Origin of the sequence: Acetobacterium malicum subsp. dehalogenans DSM 11527 (assembly GCF_000472665.1) — a bacterium.
In the GTDB taxonomy this organism is placed as follows: Bacteria; Bacillota; Clostridia; order Eubacteriales; family Eubacteriaceae; genus Acetobacterium; species Acetobacterium malicum.
On the sequence record NZ_AXAC01000004.1, the window covers coordinates 88,256 to 108,029 of the forward strand.

The following is a 19,774-nucleotide window of genomic DNA, read 5'->3' on the forward strand; positions in this document are numbered from 1 at the left end:
GATTATGACAAGTTTTTTAGATCTGGTCAACTACGGCCGCCGCAACGATTGTTCGGATATTCATTTATCCCGGGAGCTGCCGCCGGTTTTTCGCAAAAACGGCAAGCTTTATCAAAGTGATTTTGAACACAATCCGCAGATTATTGAAAACCTGATTTTCAGCTTGCTGACCCCCGATGAACAGAAATTGCTGGTGTCCGGCACCGATCTGGATTTTTGCCATGTTACCCCAGAAGGCCTGCGGCAGCGGGTCAACGTCTATAAACAGCAGGGCAGCTATGCCGCCGCGATCCGGCTACTTAATGATACCATCCCCAGCTTTGAAGATCTGAAACTGCCACCGATTATCCGCAAGCTGGCGTCGGAGCCCCGGGGCCTGATTCTGATCACCGGCCCCACCGGCAGCGGGAAATCCACCACTCTGGCCTCGATGATTGACTACATCAACACCAATCGGGCGGTCCATATTTTAACCATTGAAGACCCGGTGGAGTACAAGCACGAACACAAGCACAGCATTGTCCATCAGCGCGAAATCGGGGTCGACGCCAGCTCCTTTGCCTCAGCCCTGCGGTCTTCATTGCGGGAGGATCCGGACGTCATTCTGGTCGGCGAAATGCGGGACTACGAAACCGTTTCCGCCGCCGTCACCGCCGCTGAAACCGGCCATCTGGTCTTATCCACCCTTCATACCATCGGCGCGGCCAATACGATTGACCGAATCATTGACGTCTTTCCGCCCCACAGCCAGCAGCAGATCCGCACCCAGCTGTCCAGCATTTTAAAAGGGGTCGTCACCCAGCAGCTGGTGCCGCTAGCCAGCGGCGGTGGCCGGATGGCCGCCCTGGAGGTACTGATCGGCACCGATGCGGTGCTGAATCTGATCCGCGAAAACAAAACCCACCAACTGGCCTCAGTGATGCAAACCGGTGGCCGCGATGGCATGAAAACTCTGAATGCTGATCTGGCGATGCTGGTCCGGGACCAGAAAATCACCTACGAGGTCGGCCTCGAATGGGCGAGTGATAAGCAGGAGTTTAATCAGTATTTTGGGCGATAGTTTAAAGACGAAAAAGACTAAAGTGAAAACCAAAACTGCCGATATTAATGTTGACCACAAAGTCTTGTCAACAAAATGTAAAGGAAATCATTGTAAAATGTAAATATTTACTTGACTTTTTAGATCGCTTCACCTAAGATAATATAGAAATGTGAAAATTAAAGGCAAAGCAGGGGAAACCCTGTGACGCAAAACTACAGGGTCTACATCAGCGGATTGGGTTAGCAATTCCAGCCCGATAAGACAGCCAGTTGCCACACGAAACAGTGTGGCTTTTTTTGACCCCAAAAGTTGTGAAAACAAAATTATTAAGATGAAATAATGGCTGCTATGAGAAAATAGAACCGTCTTAATAATAAATTTAATTTATAAATCATCTTCAGGCGCGGATGATCATATAGAGCTTAAAAATAAAAACAATAAGGAGCGAAAAATGGAATTAATTAACAGGATACGGAAAAGCAGAAAAGGGTTTACCCTGGTAGAAATTATTGTGGTGTTGGTTATCTTGGCGATACTGGCGGCGTTTACGATACCGGCGATGTTAGGGTTTGTGAATGATGCTAGAGGAAAAGCTTATGTTGCTGAAGCTAGAACTGTTTATGTTGCCGCACAATCGGCTGCTACTGAATTTAATGCAACATTTAAATTGACTGACGCTGAGTTATCTTCAGATTTAAGTTCGCCAAAAGTTGGAGTTCAAACAACAGCAGGTACTACAGGACATACTAAAGCAAGCTATCAAATGTACAAATATTTGAGTGAAAAAGAAGGCGGAGATTTTACAATTAGTACAGCGGCAGTACCAACAACAGTTCCAAAAACAGGATCGCCAAGTTCAGAAGCAGCATGGACAGTACTTGTTCAAGAGGATTTGGCAACGGTCGCTAATTTATCAACTGGAAAAGTTTTGAAAGTGGAGTATGTTAGAGATGGCTACAAAGTAACTATTGAGAGTGGAAATGCCACAGTCGAAAAATTGCCTAAAGCTACTACATAAAATACCTAACTGTACCCTATGCGCCATAGGGTTCTTCTCCCCCTCCCAGGCGCAAACCCGTCACTGGGTTTGCGGGGATGGGGAGATTTTTTATTTCAGGGGTTCGTTGCGTTCAGAAACTTTGTTGCGGTAGCTATTTCAACCATGTCACAAACCAGCATCGCAGTTTTCCCAAACAACAAATCTTAACATCCAACTTTTTACACCGATTTAAGCTAATCCTTTTAATTAAGTGATAGAATAATTTTGTTTTATTTCAGCACGCATTTTTATCAATTACAAAGCCAAACATCTTCCCAAACCCCTGGAGGTTACCCTTGAACCCAATCAGCCAATACCAGTTTCCTCCCGAAAACAACGAACCGGCCACCTTTGATCGCGGTTTTTCTTTAGCCGTTATTATTATTCTGGCCATTGTAATAATTATCATCGGCGGCCTGGTGGCCAGCTTTTGGAAAACCACCGATGCCGCCAATGCCAAACTGGTTTATCTGGCCGCTCAGGCCAAAGCCCTTGAATTTGCGGCCGCCGATTACCGGGTGCCGGTTCAGGCTGATCTGCTTGAGCTGATCGGAACAGAAGCAAATCAGGATGCCATCATCACCGTCGTCGACGAAAACCGCGATGCCACCATTGATTATATTGTCTATCAGCGTAATGGTTTGGTGACCAGCTATGCTCCGGGAGCGATGACAGTCACCAGCGATAAGCGATAAAAGTTAAAACAAAAATAAAACAACACTGATAATCGTTTTGGGAAAGGTAACCTTTTATATGGTCGAACTGATTCAATTTATCCTCTACCTTTATGTTTTTGTTGTGGGCATCGTCATCGGCAGTTTTCTCAACGTGATCATCTACCGGGTGCCCCAGGGAATTTCTTTTACTAAAGGCCGTTCCTTCTGTCCTCATTGCCAGGCCCCGATCAAAGGCTATCACAATATTCCGGTGTTCAGTTATTTCTGGCTGCGGGGGAAATGCGCCGACTGCGGCAAGCCCATCGCCATCCGCTATCCGTTGGTTGAATTGTTTACCGGGCTGATCGCGATCTTAATTTTTGCGGTGTATGGCTTTTCGTTTCAGTGGCTGGTGGTCTTCTCAGCCGGCACCATTTTAATCTGCATCACGATGATCGATTTTGACACTATGATCATTCCCAACGGTTTGGTTATTGCCCTGATGGCACCGGCCTTGCTCAGCTTTTTCTTATTCCCCGAGGTCGGGATCCTGTCCCGGGTGATTGGCATTTTTGTCATCAGTCTGCCGATGTTGATCCTAACGCTGTTTATCCCTGAGGCCTTTGGTGGCGGCGATATCAAGCTGATAGCGGTAGCCGGGTTTATGCTGGGCTGGGGCAATGCCCTGTTGGCTGCCTTTATTGGCCTGCTGCTCGGCGGAGCGGTGGCAGTTTACCTGCTGGTACAAAAAACAAAGGATAAACACATGGCTTTCGGCCCCTATTTATGTATCGGAATCATGACAGCATTATTGTTTGGTGATATAATAATACAGTGGTATTTTAATCTGTTTGGGTTATAATACCGTTAAGTTAAAGTCAATTATGGAGGCCATATGCCGGTTTATAAATATACAGCTAAAAATTTACAGTCGCAAATGATAAAGGGCACCATGGAGGCGGCATCAGCGGACACAGTCCGACGAACCCTGCGGCAAAATAATGAATTCGCTCTGCAAATCCACGAGGTTCAGGAGCATCATAGGGCCTATAAGCTGAAACCGATGGAGCTATCCGATTTCTCCCGGCAGATTGCCAGTATGCTGTCCTCGGGCATCACGATGATCCGGGCCATTAAAATCATGGAAGAACGGGATGTTAAACCGGCGATCAAAAAGGTTTATGGTATTCTCTATCAGGAAATCCAGCGCGGTAACACCTTGTCCTATGCCATGGAATCAACCGGTGGCTCCTTTCCCGAGCTGTTGATTAATATGTATAAATCCGGTGAGGCCAGCGGTCAGATGGAGGGTACGGCCCGAAAAATGGCCGATCACTACGAAAAGGAGCACAAGCTTCGCGGTAAAATAAAAAGTGCGATGACCTATCCGGTGATCCTGTTTTTTATCACTATTGCTGTGGTGGTGTTGATTTTCACCCTGATCCTGCCGCAGTTTTTTACCCTGTTTGAAGGGATCGAACTGCCGGCGATTACTCAGTTTATGATCAATATCAGTAATTCGATGACCACCTACTGGTATATCTATATTATTGGATCACTGATTTTGGTCGTTTTGGGGGGCTTTCTGATTGCAATCCCCAGTGTTAAAAAGGGGCTGGATCATTTCAAACTGAAAATACCAAAAATTGGCAAGCTGATGAAGATTATTTATACGGCCCGTTTTGCCAGAACCTTAAGCTCGCTTTATTCCAGCGGTCTGGCGATGATCAACGCTTTGACGATCAGTGGTTCTACCATCGGCAATACCTATCTACAGTCCCAGTTTCCCCATGCCATTGACCAGGTGCGCAACGGCGAACCCCTTTCAGCTTCGATCCAAACTATTCAGGGATTTGATGCCAAGCTGGTATCAACCATTTATATTGGTGAAGAATCCGGGAATCTCGATAGTATGCTGGAATCAGTGGCGGATTCCTTTGACTACGAAGCCGAAATGGCGACTACCCGACTGGTCACTTTTATTGAACCGATTATGATTATTATTATGGCGACGATTGTCGGTGGCATCATGTTATCGGTAATGCTCCCCATTATGACCTTGTACCAAAATATCGGATAGGAAGGCTTTATATGCAGACACTCGTCTATTTTTCAAATGATGGCATTCAGGTCCTTCAGGGGATCATTAAGAAAGGTCATCTTAATATATCAAATTTTAAAACCCTGCCGGTGGAAACCGGGGCACTGATCAACGGGGTTATTACCAACGAAGAGGTGGTAAAAGAAGCCGTTGCCGGGGCATTGAAAGAAAACCCCAAGCTTTTTAAAAACATGAAACTGGTCATCGACAGCAGTTTGATTGCCACCAAAACCATCGAGGTTCCCAAGCTGAAACCCAGGGAGCTGGCAGCTCTGGCCGCGGTGGAATTTGAAGATAATGCCGGAAACTATGATGAGCTGGTGGTGGATTATGCCAATATGCCCGGGTTTATGGGCCATAATATTTTTTGCTGCGGAGTGGAAAAACGGGTTTTAGAGTCTTATATCACACTTTTTGCCAGCCTGAAAATTCAGATTCAAAGCATCGATGTGGGACTCAACACGCTAATTCAATACGTTTCAGCAACCCGGGATTTCAAAGGCATGACCTTTGCCCTGAATATTGTGGATGGGAAAAATCTGGTCTCGCTATTATTTGAAAACGGTATTTATATTTTCTCAACCCGCTCGCGTTTGTTATCAGAAAGAGGCACAGCTGCCCTGGCCGATGAACTTTCGGGAAAACTGTCGTCGCTGATTCAGTTCAGTAAGTCCCAAAAATCGGAACACTCGCTTAACATGAGTCTTTACGCTGGCCTGGATGAGTTTGAGCTGGAAGCCTTGAAAGCTCTGAACTTTGACCCTGAGCTCAATCTGTTTATGATGCCCCAGACCCCGAATGTAAAAAATGGTTTTGTCATGGACGAAGCTTTTGACTTTGGGAATTTTATTTATCCCATTGCTGGCTTTTTTGCTGGAACGAAGCCGATCAACCTTTTTGATGCGTTCAGAAGAAGTAAGGCCGTTAAAAAAGATCTGCCTTTTGAATATAAGGCGTTGATTATACCCGGGGCGATGATCCTGGTTTGTCTGATTATTTTTGGCATTTTCTTTGGTCTGAAATACAGTGCTCAAAAACGTCTTGAAGAGATGAATGCCTATATCGGCGATACCAATAATCAGGCCGAATATATGCAAGCCAAGGAATTGACGGAGGAGGTCAGCGCCATCCAAACGGAAATATCAAATATTGAGACCATTAATATGGCGATTAATAGTAATCCCGATCTGGTGTCGGTGATGTTGAATGCCATCGCTACCCAGGGAAATGGGGCGATTGCATTAAATTCTCTGGAATATGATGGCATAGATGGGGCTATTCACATTGTGGCAACCGCAAACAATGAAAAAGAGGCCGCCCGCTACATTGAACGCTTAAAAACCACCGGGTATTTTACCCAGGTAGACTATACCGGCTATTCCCAGGTAACGGCAACCCAAACAACTACCTCAACCAGTACCTCATCCACCGGGACAACCGGAACCAGCACCAGTACGTCAACCACCACACTGGGTTACAGTTTTGCGGCTGATGCTTACCTGAAAGCAGGTGCCAGCCAATGAAAAAATTGACTACGCGGGAGAAATTATTAATTTATATTTTAGGGTGCTTTGTGATTGGTTTTTTCGGCATCTATTTTGTGATCTTACCAAGCTACAGCAGCTTTCAGGTGGTTAATGATCAGGCCGCGGAGGCGCAGTTCACCCAGGAATCCATGGTAATGGCGATTGACGCCATCCCGTCCACCATGGAAGCCAGGGATGAGGCGACGGTGACATTGGCTAGTATGAAAGCCATTTTCCCCCAGAAGCTGCCTAATGAAGGGTTGGATATGCTGTTGACCCAGTTGTGTCTGGATTACAGTTTAGCCCCAAAGGTATTATCAGTAGCCAGTAATGGCATCGGCAGCGTGCTGACCTTTATTCCCTACACATCAGATGAACCGACCTCGGCGGACGTGGGGACAGAAAATATCACGACCGATACAACCACAACAACAGCGGAAACCACAACGACTACCAATAATAATGACATCACCGACACGACCGCTACAGAGACGACTGATACGGAAGAAACCACAGACACGACAATACCTGACTCTGTAACGAGTGCCGAAGGCGCCAACACCTTGATCGGGGTGGTAAATATGGAACTCACCGGCACCCAGGCGAACTTTTACCGCCTGCTAGATGCCGTGGCGGCAAGACCGGATATGATTATTACCGCCTTTAAGATTACCCCAGAAACCGCTACAACAGGTTCAACCAGTACGTCCAGTTCATCCAACTCATCCAGCTCCAGCACCGGCGGAATCACAAAACTTGACGGGGGTAAGGTGGCGATTAATGTGACCTTTGAGGTTTATATGATGGAGAAATAAAGCAATTGCGAGAAGATTCACTTTAGGTTAAACTGACATTGATTAAAGTAGGTAAAAGCAAAACATAATCGGACTCTATTAGGAATATACGGGATTAAGTGGAGGATTACCATGAATATTAGAATAAAAGAAATATCGAAAAATAATAAAGGCAGTTCGCTGGCATTTGTTCTAATTATTGGTGTGATTATTATGATTATGGTGCTTTCCCTTATGGCTGTGGCAAACAGTGATTTTATCTTTACCCAAAAAACTGTAGAGAGTCGACAGGCGTATATGGATGCCAAGTCTGTGATCGAGTTTGGAAAGATTTTTATAAATAATGATATGTCAGAATTAAATAGTTATCAATTGGAAAAAATTGATAAACTAAATCAAAAAAATGCACTTGATCCTGCAAATCCAGCTGATCAGTCATTGATTGTATCGTTGCAAAGTCGTATCTCAGAGTTGGAAAATCTCATTAGTGAAAAAGAAAACGAATATCCCAAGAAGATCTTTGGAACTAAAAATAGTGTTACAGAAAATGCTGATTTGGAGTCGTTTGTTGTAAAAACCAACAGTGATACTTCAGTAGAGACTGTCAAAGTAATGCTAGGAAAGTGTGATCTAACAGCGAGTGGTGAAGGTGCTTCTCGAGTGTATACATTTAATATCGATGTTCAAGGTCTTCGCCGGGAGCTTAATTATAAAGTTGATATTCCAATTCAAGCTGATTCGGGAATTGGAGGCGGTTCAGGGCCGCCAATTGAGGACCCCGGAGCTAAGAATACAAATATTCATACTACCGGGAATAAGGTGAAGATCAATATTCAGGGTGAAGGAAATGAAAAAGAGGACTCCGGTGGGTTGCTCAGTGTTGAGCGATTCGATTTGAGCCTGGATATCGGCAGGGATAAAGATAATAACAGCAAATTTCAATGGGAGAATGGAAAAACACTTGATTTAAAAGCAAAGAATATTTACGTTACAGCGCCAATGCCAACAACTGGGGTATGGCAGGCAGAATTTAATCTAGGTGACAGGAATAAAACAGAAACAATTTGGTTTAAACAAAATTATGTCCAGAATAACGGCTCAGGAAAGACGAACACATTTAAAGCGAAAACAATTATTTTCGATAAGAATCTGACGATAAATGATAACACGAACTTAAATATCGAATGTGATACACTTTGGGTTAAAGGTGACATTTTAATTAATGCTTTAGGAGGAACGAATTCAACGCTTAATATTAGTGCCAATAATATTATTGTTGGTGATTACACAGATAATGTAAAAGGCGATATCAAAATAGGGGATCGTTCTAAAATAAACTGGACTTGTAGCGGGAATATCTGGGTGCGGGGAAACATTGATTTTTTGACAAATTCAGCAGACCCCGTTAATAAATTAATAGCGAAAAATATTTCTATTGGTAGAACAACAAAGCCCAGTGCAGTAACGGTTAAAAATGCGACAAGAATTATTTGGGATTGTGAAAACTTCTGGTTGCATGGTGATATGACGACTATCACATCGGGTTCTTACCAGGAATTTAAGAATATTGTTTATTTTTATTCTGGAAAGATTAATTTATCCAACAATTGTCAAATATCAATAACAGGGAGACAAAACTCAAAAAATCAGGTTTTTGTGGAAGGCATCATTCCGCTAGAATCGATTGCTTATAATGTTAAAATTAAAAACTTTGAACTCTTTCAGAGTAATGGTGATTTTGGCTTAAAACAAAATTCAATATTAGAATTAGACGCTCAGAATGTTGTTATAAAAGGTAACTTGACAGTTAATAGGACCGGAACCTTGAATATCAACACCCAATATCTTGATGTTGCTGGTAAGACTTACGCAGATAATTCATCGATGAATATTAGTGGCAATGGAACACTGAAAGCCAGATTTAATGGCTATGAACAGTATAATTCAACAGTTAATATGACCGGTGCCGAAAAAATTATTTTAGGTAGTCCGGTGATTTTAAAATATGATAATCCGCCAACTTTGACGCTCAATGTGAAGTCAGATAGCATTTATTTATCTAATAGCGGAGGAGATATTAAAAAGAAAACTCAATTAAAATACTCGGGAAAAACCGATGGAACTGGTACGGATTTTTATTTCTATCCCGATCAGTTAATATTTAAAGACTGGGAGACCGATCGTACAATCAAGCCGGGGAAATATCAAGCCGTTACAGGTAATAAATTGGAAGATCTTCCACTTGAACCATTAACATATAATAATTCACCAGAATGGCTCCCCTTGGCGGTAACATTATTAAATCCAACAGAACCAAGTGTTTCCATTGCGTGGTCTTCAGATGATCCAGATGACCCGGTTGACCCTGATGATCCATCAGGGAAAAATAAACAGGGAACTGAGAAATATTATTAAAGGGGAGGCATCATGAATAAGATTTTAAAAAACAATGATGGAATTACCCTGATCGAAACAGTTGTGTCAACTGCGATTATTATGATAATTCTAGTTTCAATTGTTGGTGCTTTGCTGTATGGACAAAAAATGATTGTCTTTACAGACAGTAAAAACAATGCGGCGGCAATCGGGCAAGATCAGGTTGATAAAATGATTGCAGCGTTCGAAGCGGGAGAAACGCCCGGAAGTTATCCAGATTCAATCGAAGGACATGATGTCGATATCACTGTAAATAGTAACACAATAGCTGAAAAGATAGTTTATGATATCAGTATACGGGTGTATTATAATAATGGTGAGTCTTATGTTGATCTTGCTGCACTAGCTAAATTTTATAATAATAAGAATAAAGATAAACCGTTCTCAGATGGCGGTGATTTTGTATGAAAAATCAGTTCAAATCCCGTGGTGAAAATGGTTTTACCCTGGTGGAATTACTTGTGTCATTGCTTATCTCGGGAATATTGATATTTACGGTGATGTCGGTTTTTCTGATGTCTCAAAAGCTTTATATTCAAGGCGAGGGAATTTCGTATAAGCAAAAGAGCATCACAAATGTGGAGACTGAATTACAAAATTCACTAGCTAAAGCAATAGAAATCAGTGTATCTCAAACATCAGGTGGTGATTATAGTATCGGTTTCAATGAAACAGGTGGATGTAACGTTGATCCTGGGGGATACGTTTCAGATCAAGTCAAAGATATTCAATTGGTAATAGTTGGTGACACAATGTCTTATAAATTGATTCCTAAAAATAGTTCAATGTCAATTTTGAGTGGCGGGATAGTTTTAAATAATTTTAATAATCCGGGCTTTAAACATGATAAATTTGTGAATGGCAATTTAAATCAAGAGTTGCCGAGATATCTTGTTGTTACATTTGCGATCCCTTAATATTTTAGAAGTCTGACTTGAATCAAATAGTGATTTGGTAGAAAATACCTAAAATGATTGAAAACCTGGTTTTAAAAGGAGGTAAATGGTGAAAAAGGGTTTTACCCCGGCCGAACCGGAAGAGTCGTTTTTTAAGACTCGGAAAGTATGTTTTCTCCAGAGTAGCCTTGACCAATTAAATCTGCAAGTATTCTTCCGAGAAGGCTAGTTCATCTTTTTTAACATGAGTAATAATCAGCATGCCGTTAGAGTAACGACAGACAGCTCACGTACATCGGCATCAAATTTAATAGCATTTTAAAGGAGTATCAATTATAATGATGACAAAGAATGTGACTGTCTGAAAATAATTGTAGGAGGCAATAATGAAAAAAGTAGAAATATATGAACCGGCCGGTTGCGCTGGTGGAGTCTGCGATCCGATGATCGAGGCTGATTTAATCCGGATTGAACGAATGGTACAGGATTTAAGAGAACGGGGCGTTTCGGTGACCCGGTATAACGTGATGGACGATATGCCAGCCTTTATGGATAGTTTTGTGGTAAAAGAAGCCATTGCCACCAAAGGCATCGATTGTCTGCCGCTGACTATTGTGGATGGAAAGATCGAGATGATGGAAAAGTATCCGAGTGATTTTGCCTTGGCCAAATGGGCAGGACTGCCCTGGGGCGATCTGGAGATCTATGCGGAACGGGAAAAACGGGATAAAACGGTTTTATTTGGTTTTAGTGACGACGTTAAAGATAACGACTGTGATGACGATGATTGTACCGGTGATTGCAATAGCTGCGGCTAATCAGGTAAAATTATTCGTAAAAAAATATGAAATGCGAGAGCATTTCTTTTTTTTGCCAGAAATTACCACAAGAATTTATTATCGCAATTGTATAATTATTAACAAGGAGAATATTAGCAAAGGATTTCACGAAAAAGAGTGTAAAATACCGGGAAAAACCGGGAACCGCATACAAATATTTATATTGAAAAAGTTTGTATTTTACTCTAATAAAGTGGTAGAATAATATGCAATGTGAAAAGAAGGAGAATTTAGTATGCAATTTGACCGAAAGCTTCAACTAGCAACGGATTTATATCAATTTACCATGGGAAATGTATACGTCCAAGATGGTAAGGAAAATGAAGAAGCTGTGTTTGATGTTTTTATTAGAAATAACCCTTTTGAGGGAGGCTACACCGTTGTTGCCGGGTTAGAGCAGGTTATTGAATATGTCAATGGCATCCGCTTTACCAAGGAAGATACGGCCTTACTGAAAAAGAATCATCCTGAATTTTCACCTGCTTTTTTAGCTTATCTGGAGAACTTCAAATTCGAAGGGGAAATTTTTGCCATTCCGGAAGGAAGCATTATTTTTCCGATGGAACCGATTATTCGAGTCAAAGCACCACTGATTCAAGCCCAGATAGTGGAAACCACCATTCTGAGTATTGTTAATCATCAGACGCTGATCGCCACCAAGGCATCCCGGATCATTGAAGAAGCCCGTGGGGATGTGGTCATGGAGTTTGGTTTGCGCCGCGCTCACGGCACAGAAGCCGGATTTTATGGCGCCCGGGCCGCGGTTATCGGCGGTTGTGCCGGAACCAGTGTGGTGGAAACCGAAGCAATGCTGGATCGGCCGGCCATGGGAACCATGAGTCATAGTTTTATTCTCAGTTATGATACCGAGTTGGAAGCTTTTGAAAAATATGTAAAATACAATCCGGATAATGCCACCCTTTTAGTGGATACCTATAACACCCTGGAAAAGGGTGTCCCCAACGCCATTAAGGTTTTTAAAAAAGCCCTGGCCGAAGGTGCGATTACCGGTCGCTATGGGATTCGGATCGATTCGGGAGATCTGGCTTATTTTAGTATTGAGGCCAGAAAAATGCTGGATGAGGCGGGTTTGCAGGAAGCCGGGATTGTAGCATCCTCGGATCTCGATGAACATCTGATTAAGGATTTAAAGAGTCAGGGGGCTAAAATCAATTCCTGGGGGGTTGGGACCAAGCTGATCACGGCCTATGATTGCCCAGCTTTGGGTGGGGTTTATAAACTGTCGGTGATCTCCGGCAAATCGAAGCTGAAGGTATCTAACGACCCGGAAAAGATCACCAACCCCGGATACAAGAAAATCTTTCGCATCTATGGCAAAAGCAACGGGATGGCTCTGGCGGATTTAATTACGCTGGAAGAAGAAATGATTAATGAAACCGAACCACTGACCATTTTTCATCCAGTTCATACCTGGAAAAAACGGATCATTACTGATTATTATATCCGTGAACTGCTGGTGCCGATTTTTATTGATGGGAAATGCGTTTATCAAGCACCGACCATCTCAGAAATTCAGCAACACTTAAGAGACGAAAAAGACAGCTTATGGCCAGCGTTTAAGCGAATGGTCAATCCCCATGTTTATCATGTCGATTTATCTGAAAACTTGTGGGCTTTGAAACAACAGTTATTAAGTGAGGCTGAATGAAGATATAGTGGGTTATAACTGATTAAGAAAAATGGAAACAAAAATGAAGACAAAAATAGTTAATATAGAAGTTCTTGATGAGGTAGCGTTAAGTGACTTAGAAGCCGCTGCCAGTCTGATTAGAGCCGGGGGAACAGTTGTGTTTCCCACCGAAACGGTTTATGGTCTGGGAGCCGATGCGATGAATCCCCAGGCGATTAAAAAGATATTTGCGGCCAAGGGCAGACCGGATGATAATCCGTTGATTGTCCACATCGCCGGTTTGGATGAGGTGAAGCCATTGGTTGCCAATATTCCAGCAAAGGCTGAGATACTAATGAAAGTATTTTGGCCAGGACCTTTGACAATTATTATGGAAAAAGCGGTCACCATTCCAGCTGAGGTAACCGGTGGGTTGAATACGGTGGGGGTTCGCTTTCCGGATCATCCCATTGCCCAGGCGTTTATCAAAATGGCGGGATGCCCAATTGCCGCACCCAGTGCCAATCGATCAGGCCGGCCCAGTCCCACCCAGGGAAAACATGTCCTTGAGGATCTGGATGGGCGGGTCGACGGGATGATTTTATCGTCAGACGCCGAACTGGGTCTGGAATCGACAGTGATTGATATGACGGTCGAACCACCGGTGGTGCTGAGGCCGGGAGATATCACCCTGGCCGAACTGCGGGAGGTTTTGGGTGACGTGGAGGTCTCCTCTAATGTGACCCAGAACGTGGTGCCTGAGAAGGTTTCGTCTCCCGGGATGAAATACACCCATTATTCACCCAAGGGTGAACTGGTCGTGGTTAAGGGCGCGCCGGAAGAGATCCGCGAAAAAATCACCAGAGCCCTGTCTCATCACAAAGGTAAACCAATGACAATTGGGGTATTGGCAAGTGATGAAACGATGGACTTTTATCGAGAAGGTTTTATCCTTTCACTGGGCAGTCGGAATGATCCCAAGGAAATGTCAAAAAATCTCTTTTCCCGGCTCCGGACCTTTGATGAACTTGGGGTTGAAAGAATATACGCGGAAGATATTCCACTGAATAATGAAACCTTGGCCTTAATCAACCGGCTCTATAAAGCCGCCGGTTATGCCTTTATATAAATAGGAAGGAAAATAAAAAATGAAAATTGCAATTGGTTCAGATCATGGCGGACTGGCTTTAAAAGAAGTCATTAAACCGTTTTTAATAGAACAAGGTCACGAGGTCGTTGACTTCGGAACCGCTACAACTGATTCCTGCGACTATCCCATTTATGGGCAACGGGTTGGGGAAGCAGTCAGCTTTGGAGACTGTGACCGGGGGATCGCGATTTGCGGAACTGGGTTGGGGATTTCGATGGCGGTTAACAAGGTTCCGGGTATCCGGGGGGCTTTGTGCACCAATGAGTTTATGGCTGAAATGTCAAGAGAGCACAATGATGCGAATGTTCTGGTGTTGGGCGCCCGAGTGTTAGGCGAGGGTTTGGCGATGCGGATTGTCAAAATCTGGCTGGAAACTGAGTTTGGCGGAGACCGCCACCAACGGCGTATTGATGGGATTACGGCCATCGAAAAAAAATATTCAAAATAGCAAAAAAAACAGAATTGCTGTATATACAAGTCTATAGAATTGTGATACTATATGTAAAAGATTTCACGAGAAAAGATAAATATTAGTTTTTTCGTTTAGGTTGTAGAATAATTAACAAATTGAATGACAAAAAAGTATCGATTTACAACAAAAAATTATTTGAAAAATGGAGTATTGGATGAAAAGCGAAAAGGAGAAGCCTTATAAGTACCTGGCAATGATCTCGCAGATTGGGATTTCGGTGCTCGTACCGGTAGGGATTATGATTTTCATTGGCAAAGTTCTGGACTTCTATTTTCATACCGGCAACATGGTGGTGATTATTTTGGCTGTGCTGGGGGTTATGGCTGGTTTGCGAAATATGTATGTAATTCCCCTGCGGCTGAATGAACAGGCCCAGAAAATAAACGAAACAAATAAAACTGATGAAGATCGGGCGGCTGAAAAAAAACGTGCGCAAGAATATCGAGATCAGATAAAAAAGGAAGATGAGGATCATGAAAACGATACAGATTTTTGACAAGTTATCTTTGGAAACAAAAATAATCATTTATGGCGGGTTGGTCAGCCTGGGTTTGATGCTGTTCAGTTTCTTAGCAGAAGATCCACTGGCGTTTGCGCTGGGCGTTCTCTTTGGTGGCGCTTACAGCATTCTCAATTTCAGATTAATGCAATTAACCTTTGACAAAGCAATGAAAATGCCATCGGCGAGGGCTCAAAAATATGTTCAGACCAGATATTTTTTGAGATACTTAATAACCGGTGTTGTTATATATGTGGCAATTATTAATCCCTGGGTAAACATCATTGGTGTTTTGCTTGGGTTGGTTGCTGTAAAAATTTCAGTTTTAATCAATACAACAGTATCAAAAAAAAACGTCTTGATAAATGAGGCGTAAAAATCCAAAAACACAATAGGCGCTTTAAAAATTTAAAACGCCTGGACAATGAGGTGAAAAAACAATGGAAGGCCCAAAAATTTACGGGTATCTCTTCGGAATGCCAATCACACAAACTCTTGTGAACACCTGGATCATCATGGTGATGATTCTGGTTGTGTGTGCTATTTTGACAAAAAATATGCAAAAGCGTCCAGGAAAAGCCCAAGTCATTGCTGAAACCATTGTCACGGTTATGGATGGTTTAGTCGGACAAACGATGGGAAAAGATAAGATGAAGTTTGCTCCTTGGATGCTTGCTCTGATTATGTTTCTTGCGTTTGCAAACACTGCTGGAATCTATGGTCTGAGATCTCCAACAGCCGATCTAAACTGTACAGTTGGCCTGGCTTTGATGACATTCTTTATGACCCAGTTCTTTGGTTTAAAATCAAAGGGATTGGGAGGCTACCTCAAGGGTTTCCTTGAGCCAATGCCGTTCTTGCTGCCAATTAATATAATTGGAGAATTCGCCAATCCGGTTTCCCTGTCTTTCCGTCTTTTCGGAAACCTGCTGGGAGGCGGTATCATTATGGCACTACTGTATTCGGCGTTAGCAGGATTGTATTTCTTTCCGATTGTAATTCCTGTTCCGTTCCATTTCTACTTTGATATCTTCTCAGGATTATTGCAAAGCTTTATCTTTACAATGCTATCCATGGTGTTTATTTCTGGGGCTATGGATTAATGAGGGAGAAAGGGAGGAAACGGTATGATTGGTGATGCGAATATTGTAGATTTTTTATTGCAGTTTCTCGGTCAGTTTGATGGCATTGATGTGATTAAAGCATTTTCAGCCATTGGTGCAGGGACTGCCATGATCGCTGGGGTAGGACCTGGTATCGGTCAGGGATTTGCCGCCGGTAAAGGCGCAGAAGCAGTGGGAATTCGGCCCGATTCCCAAAGTGATATTATTCGAACAATGCTACTGGGTGCAGCAGTTGCTGAAACCACTGGTATTTATGGGCTCATCGTCGCATTGATTCTACTCTTTGCGAATCCCTTTATGGGTTAATCGTCGTATTGATTTTAATCACTACGAATCCCTTTTAGTGGGAAGGAAATTTTTAGGAGGAACGTTTAATTATGGAAGGTTTAGATTTTATTAAAGCGTGTTCAGCCATTGGTGCTGGTATTGCGATGATCGCTGGGGTAGGACCTGGTATTGGTCAGGGTTTTGCCGCCGGTAAAGGGGCAGAAGCCGTAGGTCGTCAACCGGAAGCACAAAGTGACATCGTCAGAACCATGCTTCTTGGTGCAGCGGTTGCTGAAACCACTGGTATTTATGGGTTGATTGTTGCATTGATCTTATTATTTGCAAACCCATTTCTTGGTTAATTAAAAATTAATTATAAATTTCGGTTGAAATTAGGAGGAAGATACACAAATGGAAGGTTTAGATTTTATTAAAGCATGCTCAGCTATTGGTGCCGGTATTGCTATGATCGCTGGGGTAGGACCTGGTATTGGTCAGGGTTTTGCAGCTGGTAAAGGTGCGGAAGCGGTTGGACGTCAGCCAGAAGCACAAAGTGACATCGTCAGAACCATGCTTTTAGGTGCAGCGGTTGCTGAAACCACTGGTATCTACGGTTTGATTGTTGCACTGATTTTACTCTTTGCTAATCCTTTTCTCGGTTAATAGGTGATTTTGTAATGAAATACGTTTATGCTTATGAATTAGAAAGGGGGCTATAACATTGATATTTGAATATGCAGGCTTAGTTGGAATTGACTTAAAACTCTTACTGGCAACAATCGTTAACTTTATTATTTTCTTTTTGTTATTAAGACATTTCTTTTATGACAAAGTTAAAGATATTATTGCAAAACGACAAGAAGATGTTTCGGCTGAAATAGTAGGTGCTACTGAAAAAAATGCCGCAGCAGCTAAACTGAAACAGGAATACGAAACAATGTTGGCTGACATCCGTTCCAAAGAACGTGAGATCATTCGAGATGCAAATGTAGAAGCACAGGCTCAAAAACATGATATTGTTGAAAAAGCTCATGCGGATGCAAAACTGATTATGGAAAAAGCCATGGCTGAAATTGAAGTCGAAAAACGCAAAGCGATGAACGAAGTTAAATCTAACATCGTTGATCTGTCACTCTTTGCGGCTGAAAAAATTATTCACAAATCCATGGATCAAAAACAACATGAAGCCATGATTTTAGACTTTATCGATAAGGTAGGGGATGCTAAATGAGTTTAGTAGCGAAAAGATATGCCCAGGCCTTATTCGACACAGCCGTTGATAACAATCTTGTTGATGGAATGTACGATGAGTTTTCTTCGGTCATTGATCTTTTCAAGTCTGAAGCCGGATTAATGAATCTGATGTTAACCCCTTCAATGAACACTTCTGAAAAGAAGGGTGTTCTTGGCCGGGTTTTTGGAGACTCATATAATCAGTACTTGAGAAATTTTTTAAACATTCTTTTGGATAAAAATCGTTTTGAATTTCTTGTCGAAATTCATGATACATTCAAACAATTGGTGTTGCCCTACAAAAACACTGTGGAAGCCCGGGTATTAACCGTGGTGCCCCTGGACGAAGCCCTGCGGGTTGCTTTGGAAGCAAACCTGGCCAAGCGTTTTGATAAAAAGGTAATTCTTGAAAACGTCATCGATGAGTCAATTCTTGGCGGTGCCGTGGTTTATGTAGGGGATCAGGTTATTGATGGGAGCATCAAAAATCAGTTAAATCAAATGAAAACACAAATGAACAGTTTAAGACTACATTAAAAAGAGGTGAGTAAAGTTGAATCTCCGACCAGAGGAAATAAGTCAAATTATTAAAAATGAAATAGAGCGTTATGAAGATAAGCTTGAAGTCGTCGATGTCGGTACGGTCATTCAAGTTGGAGACGGGGTTGCCCGTGTTCATGGTCTTGAAAATGCTATGGCAGGCGAGCTTTTAGCTTTCCCTAACGAGGTTTACGGGATGGTATTGAACCTTGAAGAAGATAACGTCGGTTGTGTTCTTTTAGGTTATGATGATAACATCGTTGAAGGTGATATCGTTCGTTGTACCGGTCGTATTGTTGAAGTGCCAGTTGGCGAAGCCATGATTGGCCGTGTTGTAAATGCTTTGGGTTTCCCAATTGATGGAAAAGGCCCAATTGTTACGGATCACCGTCGCCCAGTTGAAGTTAAAGCGCCTGGTGTTATCGAACGTGAATCGGTTAATCAACCAATTCAAACTGGTTATAAAGCCATCGATTCGATGATCCCGATTGGACGTGGTCAACGTGAGTTAATCATTGGTGACAGACAAACCGGGAAAACTGCATTAGCAATTGATACCATCATCAACCAAAAAGGTGAAGATGTTATCTGTATCTACGTCGCCATTGGCCAGAAAGAATCAACCGTTGCCCAGATCGTTGGACAGTTGGAAGAAAACAATGCCATGGACTATACCATTATCCTTTCAGCTGGGGCGGCCCAATTGGCACCACTCCAATACCTGGCACCATATGCTGGGGTTACAATGGCTGAATATTTCATGAATGAACAACAAAAAGATGTATTAATCATTTATGATGATTTATCAAAACATGCGGTGGCTTACCGAGCCATGTCCCTGATTCTTCGTCGTCCGCCAGGACGTGAAGCTTACCCAGGGGATGTTTTCTACCTGCATTCACGGTTACTGGAACGTGCTGCCAAGCTTAAAGCGGGTGGATCGATCACGGCTCTGCCAATCATTGAAACTCAGGCTGGTGACGTTTCGGCGTATATCCCAACCAATGTAATTTCGATCACAGATGGTCAGATCTTCCTTGAAGCCGAACTTTTCCGTTCCGGTATTCGTCCAGCGGTTAACCCCGGGATCTCTGTATCTCGAGTTGGGGGCTCCGCCCAGATCAAATCGATGAAAAAAGTAGCCGGACCACTTCGTATTGAGTACGCTCAGTATCGTGAGTTGGCATCTTTTGCTCAGTTTGGATCAGATCTTGATGATGCGACCAAAGCGCAGTTGGCTAAAGGGGAACGGATCGTTGAAATCCTGAAACAGGATCAGTATGACCCAATGAAGGTTGAAGAACAGGTTCTGATTCTTTTTGCGGCAACAAACGGCTTCCTGCTTGACATTGAAGTAAAAAACATCCGTGAATTTGAAAAAGGCCTAATGAAGTATGCTCAAAAGAATTACCCTGAAATCATGATCAAGGTTAAAGGGAAGGACGGCCTTTCAGATGAGGTTGTCGCAGCTTTTGCTGAATGTATTGAGGCTTATAAAAAAGTTTTCAGTAAATCTGTATAGATTGTCAG

General features: G+C 42.7%; 23 protein-coding genes and 1 riboswitch. All 23 genes read left to right on the forward strand.

Features of this window, described 5'->3' with window-relative positions; translation table 11 throughout:
* The first annotated feature begins 4 nt into the window (after nt 1–4).
* The 23 genes from A3KS_RS0101555 (at nt 5) to atpA (ending at nt 19,766) form a co-directional block, all read left to right on the forward strand.
* On the forward strand, nt 5–1,060 hold the full coding sequence (locus A3KS_RS0101555) for a type IV pilus twitching motility protein PilT (protein WP_026393398.1): 1,056 nt from the start codon (nt 5–7) through the stop codon (nt 1,058–1,060).
* Between the two features lie 153 nt (nt 1,061–1,213).
* Nucleotides 1,214–1,319: riboswitch (cyclic di-GMP riboswitch) on the forward strand.
* Between the two features lie 174 nt (nt 1,320–1,493).
* A complete protein-coding gene (locus A3KS_RS22220) occupies nt 1,494–2,060 on the forward strand; it encodes a type II secretion system protein (RefSeq protein ID WP_051355586.1) in 567 nt (188 codons plus the stop codon).
* Between the two features lie 317 nt (nt 2,061–2,377).
* The gene (locus A3KS_RS0101565; protein ID WP_026393399.1) at nt 2,378–2,776 is read left to right on the forward strand and encodes a hypothetical protein; all 399 of its coding nucleotides are present in this window, start codon (nt 2,378–2,380) and stop codon (nt 2,774–2,776) included.
* A gap of 58 nt (nt 2,777–2,834) precedes the next feature.
* Nucleotides 2,835–3,599 carry a prepilin peptidase gene (locus tag A3KS_RS0101570; RefSeq protein ID WP_035354893.1) on the forward strand — a complete coding sequence of 255 codons (765 nt, stop codon included), beginning with the start codon at nt 2,835–2,837 and terminating at the stop codon, nt 3,597–3,599.
* Between the two features lie 33 nt (nt 3,600–3,632).
* On the forward strand, nt 3,633–4,817 hold the full coding sequence (locus A3KS_RS0101575) for a type II secretion system F family protein (protein WP_026393401.1): 1,185 nt from the start codon (nt 3,633–3,635) through the stop codon (nt 4,815–4,817).
* A gap of 11 nt (nt 4,818–4,828) precedes the next feature.
* Nucleotides 4,829–6,361, forward strand: a complete 1,533-nt coding sequence (gene pilM / locus A3KS_RS0101580) for a type IV pilus biogenesis protein PilM (RefSeq protein ID WP_026393402.1) — start codon at nt 4,829–4,831, stop codon at nt 6,359–6,361.
* Complete coding sequence (locus tag A3KS_RS0101585) at nt 6,358–7,179, forward strand: hypothetical protein (protein WP_026393403.1); 822 nt, start codon at nt 6,358–6,360, stop codon at nt 7,177–7,179. The genes pilM and A3KS_RS0101585 overlap by 4 nt, the downstream gene beginning before the upstream one ends.
* Nucleotides 7,180–7,290: 111 nt before the next feature.
* Entirely contained in the window at nt 7,291–9,573 is a 2,283-nt protein-coding gene (locus A3KS_RS0101590; RefSeq protein WP_026393404.1) for a hypothetical protein, read from the forward strand.
* Nucleotides 9,574–9,585: 12 nt separating this feature from the next.
* Nucleotides 9,586–10,002 (forward strand): type IV pilus modification PilV family protein, encoded by a 417-nt coding sequence (locus tag A3KS_RS0101595; RefSeq protein ID WP_026393405.1) that lies wholly within the window; start codon nt 9,586–9,588, stop codon nt 10,000–10,002.
* Nucleotides 9,999–10,511 carry a PilW family protein gene (locus A3KS_RS0101600; protein ID WP_026393406.1) on the forward strand — a complete coding sequence of 171 codons (513 nt, stop codon included), beginning with the start codon at nt 9,999–10,001 and terminating at the stop codon, nt 10,509–10,511. The genes A3KS_RS0101595 and A3KS_RS0101600 overlap by 4 nt, the downstream gene beginning before the upstream one ends.
* Before the next feature lie 365 nt (nt 10,512–10,876).
* Nucleotides 10,877–11,308, forward strand: coding sequence for an arsenic metallochaperone ArsD family protein (locus A3KS_RS19705; RefSeq protein WP_051355587.1), 432 nt, complete (start codon nt 10,877–10,879; stop codon nt 11,306–11,308).
* A 256-nt stretch (nt 11,309–11,564) separates the two neighbouring features.
* Nucleotides 11,565–12,998, forward strand: coding sequence for a nicotinate phosphoribosyltransferase (locus A3KS_RS0101615; protein WP_026393407.1), 1,434 nt, complete (start codon nt 11,565–11,567; stop codon nt 12,996–12,998).
* A 43-nt stretch (nt 12,999–13,041) separates the two neighbouring features.
* Nucleotides 13,042–14,088, forward strand: a complete 1,047-nt coding sequence (locus tag A3KS_RS0101620) for an L-threonylcarbamoyladenylate synthase (RefSeq protein ID WP_026393408.1) — start codon at nt 13,042–13,044, stop codon at nt 14,086–14,088.
* A 19-nt stretch (nt 14,089–14,107) separates the two neighbouring features.
* Complete coding sequence (rpiB, locus tag A3KS_RS0101625) at nt 14,108–14,557, forward strand: ribose 5-phosphate isomerase B (protein WP_026393409.1); 450 nt, start codon at nt 14,108–14,110, stop codon at nt 14,555–14,557.
* Between the two features lie 178 nt (nt 14,558–14,735).
* Nucleotides 14,736–15,077: an AtpZ/AtpI family protein gene (locus A3KS_RS22225; RefSeq protein WP_051355588.1), complete on the forward strand. Its 342-nt coding sequence runs from the start codon at nt 14,736–14,738 to the stop codon at nt 15,075–15,077.
* The gene (locus A3KS_RS22230; protein ID WP_051355589.1) at nt 15,055–15,456 is read left to right on the forward strand and encodes an ATP synthase subunit I; all 402 of its coding nucleotides are present in this window, start codon (nt 15,055–15,057) and stop codon (nt 15,454–15,456) included. Before A3KS_RS22225 ends, A3KS_RS22230 begins: the two co-directional genes overlap by 23 nt.
* A 64-nt stretch (nt 15,457–15,520) precedes the next feature.
* Nucleotides 15,521–16,183 carry a F0F1 ATP synthase subunit A gene (atpB, locus tag A3KS_RS0101640; protein ID WP_026393410.1) on the forward strand — a complete coding sequence of 221 codons (663 nt, stop codon included), beginning with the start codon at nt 15,521–15,523 and terminating at the stop codon, nt 16,181–16,183.
* A gap of 24 nt (nt 16,184–16,207) precedes the next feature.
* Entirely contained in the window at nt 16,208–16,510 is a 303-nt protein-coding gene (atpE, locus tag A3KS_RS19720) for an ATP synthase F0 subunit C (RefSeq protein WP_026393411.1), read from the forward strand.
* Nucleotides 16,511–16,581: 71 nt separating this feature from the next.
* On the forward strand, nt 16,582–16,833 hold the full coding sequence (gene atpE, locus A3KS_RS0101650) for an ATP synthase F0 subunit C (RefSeq protein ID WP_026393412.1): 252 nt from the start codon (nt 16,582–16,584) through the stop codon (nt 16,831–16,833).
* Nucleotides 16,834–16,882: 49 nt separating this feature from the next.
* Nucleotides 16,883–17,134 carry an ATP synthase F0 subunit C gene (gene atpE / locus A3KS_RS0101655; protein ID WP_026393412.1) on the forward strand — a complete coding sequence of 84 codons (252 nt, stop codon included), beginning with the start codon at nt 16,883–16,885 and terminating at the stop codon, nt 17,132–17,134.
* A gap of 58 nt (nt 17,135–17,192) precedes the next feature.
* Entirely contained in the window at nt 17,193–17,702 is a 510-nt protein-coding gene (atpF, locus tag A3KS_RS0101660; protein WP_035354895.1) for a F0F1 ATP synthase subunit B, read from the forward strand.
* Nucleotides 17,699–18,241: a F0F1 ATP synthase subunit delta gene (locus A3KS_RS0101665; protein WP_026393414.1), complete on the forward strand. Its 543-nt coding sequence runs from the start codon at nt 17,699–17,701 to the stop codon at nt 18,239–18,241. The genes atpF and A3KS_RS0101665 overlap by 4 nt, the downstream gene beginning before the upstream one ends.
* Before the next feature lie 16 nt (nt 18,242–18,257).
* The gene (gene atpA, locus A3KS_RS0101670; RefSeq protein ID WP_026393415.1) at nt 18,258–19,766 is read left to right on the forward strand and encodes a F0F1 ATP synthase subunit alpha; all 1,509 of its coding nucleotides are present in this window, start codon (nt 18,258–18,260) and stop codon (nt 19,764–19,766) included.
* Nucleotides 19,767–19,774 lie beyond the last annotated feature (8 nt).

Coding starts and splice junctions, on each gene's coding strand:
- A3KS_RS0101615 (WP_026393407.1), top strand. CDS start 11,565: ATGCAATTTGACCGAAAGCTTCAACTAGCAACGGATTTATATCAATTT.
- A3KS_RS0101555 (WP_026393398.1), top strand. CDS start 5: ATGACAAGTTTTTTAGATCTGGTCAACTACGGCCGCCGCAACGATTGT.
- atpE (WP_026393412.1), top strand. CDS start 16,582: ATGGAAGGTTTAGATTTTATTAAAGCGTGTTCAGCCATTGGTGCTGGT.
- A3KS_RS0101570 (WP_035354893.1), top strand. CDS start 2,835: ATGGTCGAACTGATTCAATTTATCCTCTACCTTTATGTTTTTGTTGTG.
- A3KS_RS0101665 (WP_026393414.1), top strand. CDS start 17,699: ATGAGTTTAGTAGCGAAAAGATATGCCCAGGCCTTATTCGACACAGCC.
- A3KS_RS22220 (WP_051355586.1), top strand. CDS start 1,494: ATGGAATTAATTAACAGGATACGGAAAAGCAGAAAAGGGTTTACCCTG.
- A3KS_RS0101575 (WP_026393401.1), top strand. CDS start 3,633: ATGCCGGTTTATAAATATACAGCTAAAAATTTACAGTCGCAAATGATA.
- A3KS_RS0101585 (WP_026393403.1), top strand. CDS start 6,358: ATGAAAAAATTGACTACGCGGGAGAAATTATTAATTTATATTTTAGGG.
- atpB (WP_026393410.1), top strand. CDS start 15,521: ATGGAAGGCCCAAAAATTTACGGGTATCTCTTCGGAATGCCAATCACA.
- atpE (WP_026393411.1), top strand. CDS start 16,208: ATGATTGGTGATGCGAATATTGTAGATTTTTTATTGCAGTTTCTCGGT.
- pilM (WP_026393402.1), top strand. CDS start 4,829: ATGCAGACACTCGTCTATTTTTCAAATGATGGCATTCAGGTCCTTCAG.
- A3KS_RS22225 (WP_051355588.1), top strand. CDS start 14,736: ATGAAAAGCGAAAAGGAGAAGCCTTATAAGTACCTGGCAATGATCTCG.
- rpiB (WP_026393409.1), top strand. CDS start 14,108: ATGAAAATTGCAATTGGTTCAGATCATGGCGGACTGGCTTTAAAAGAA.
- A3KS_RS0101595 (WP_026393405.1), top strand. CDS start 9,586: ATGAATAAGATTTTAAAAAACAATGATGGAATTACCCTGATCGAAACA.
- A3KS_RS0101590 (WP_026393404.1), top strand. CDS start 7,291: ATGAATATTAGAATAAAAGAAATATCGAAAAATAATAAAGGCAGTTCG.
- atpE (WP_026393412.1), top strand. CDS start 16,883: ATGGAAGGTTTAGATTTTATTAAAGCATGCTCAGCTATTGGTGCCGGT.
- A3KS_RS0101600 (WP_026393406.1), top strand. CDS start 9,999: ATGAAAAATCAGTTCAAATCCCGTGGTGAAAATGGTTTTACCCTGGTG.
- A3KS_RS19705 (WP_051355587.1), top strand. CDS start 10,877: ATGAAAAAAGTAGAAATATATGAACCGGCCGGTTGCGCTGGTGGAGTC.
- A3KS_RS0101620 (WP_026393408.1), top strand. CDS start 13,042: ATGAAGACAAAAATAGTTAATATAGAAGTTCTTGATGAGGTAGCGTTA.
- A3KS_RS22230 (WP_051355589.1), top strand. CDS start 15,055: ATGAAAACGATACAGATTTTTGACAAGTTATCTTTGGAAACAAAAATA.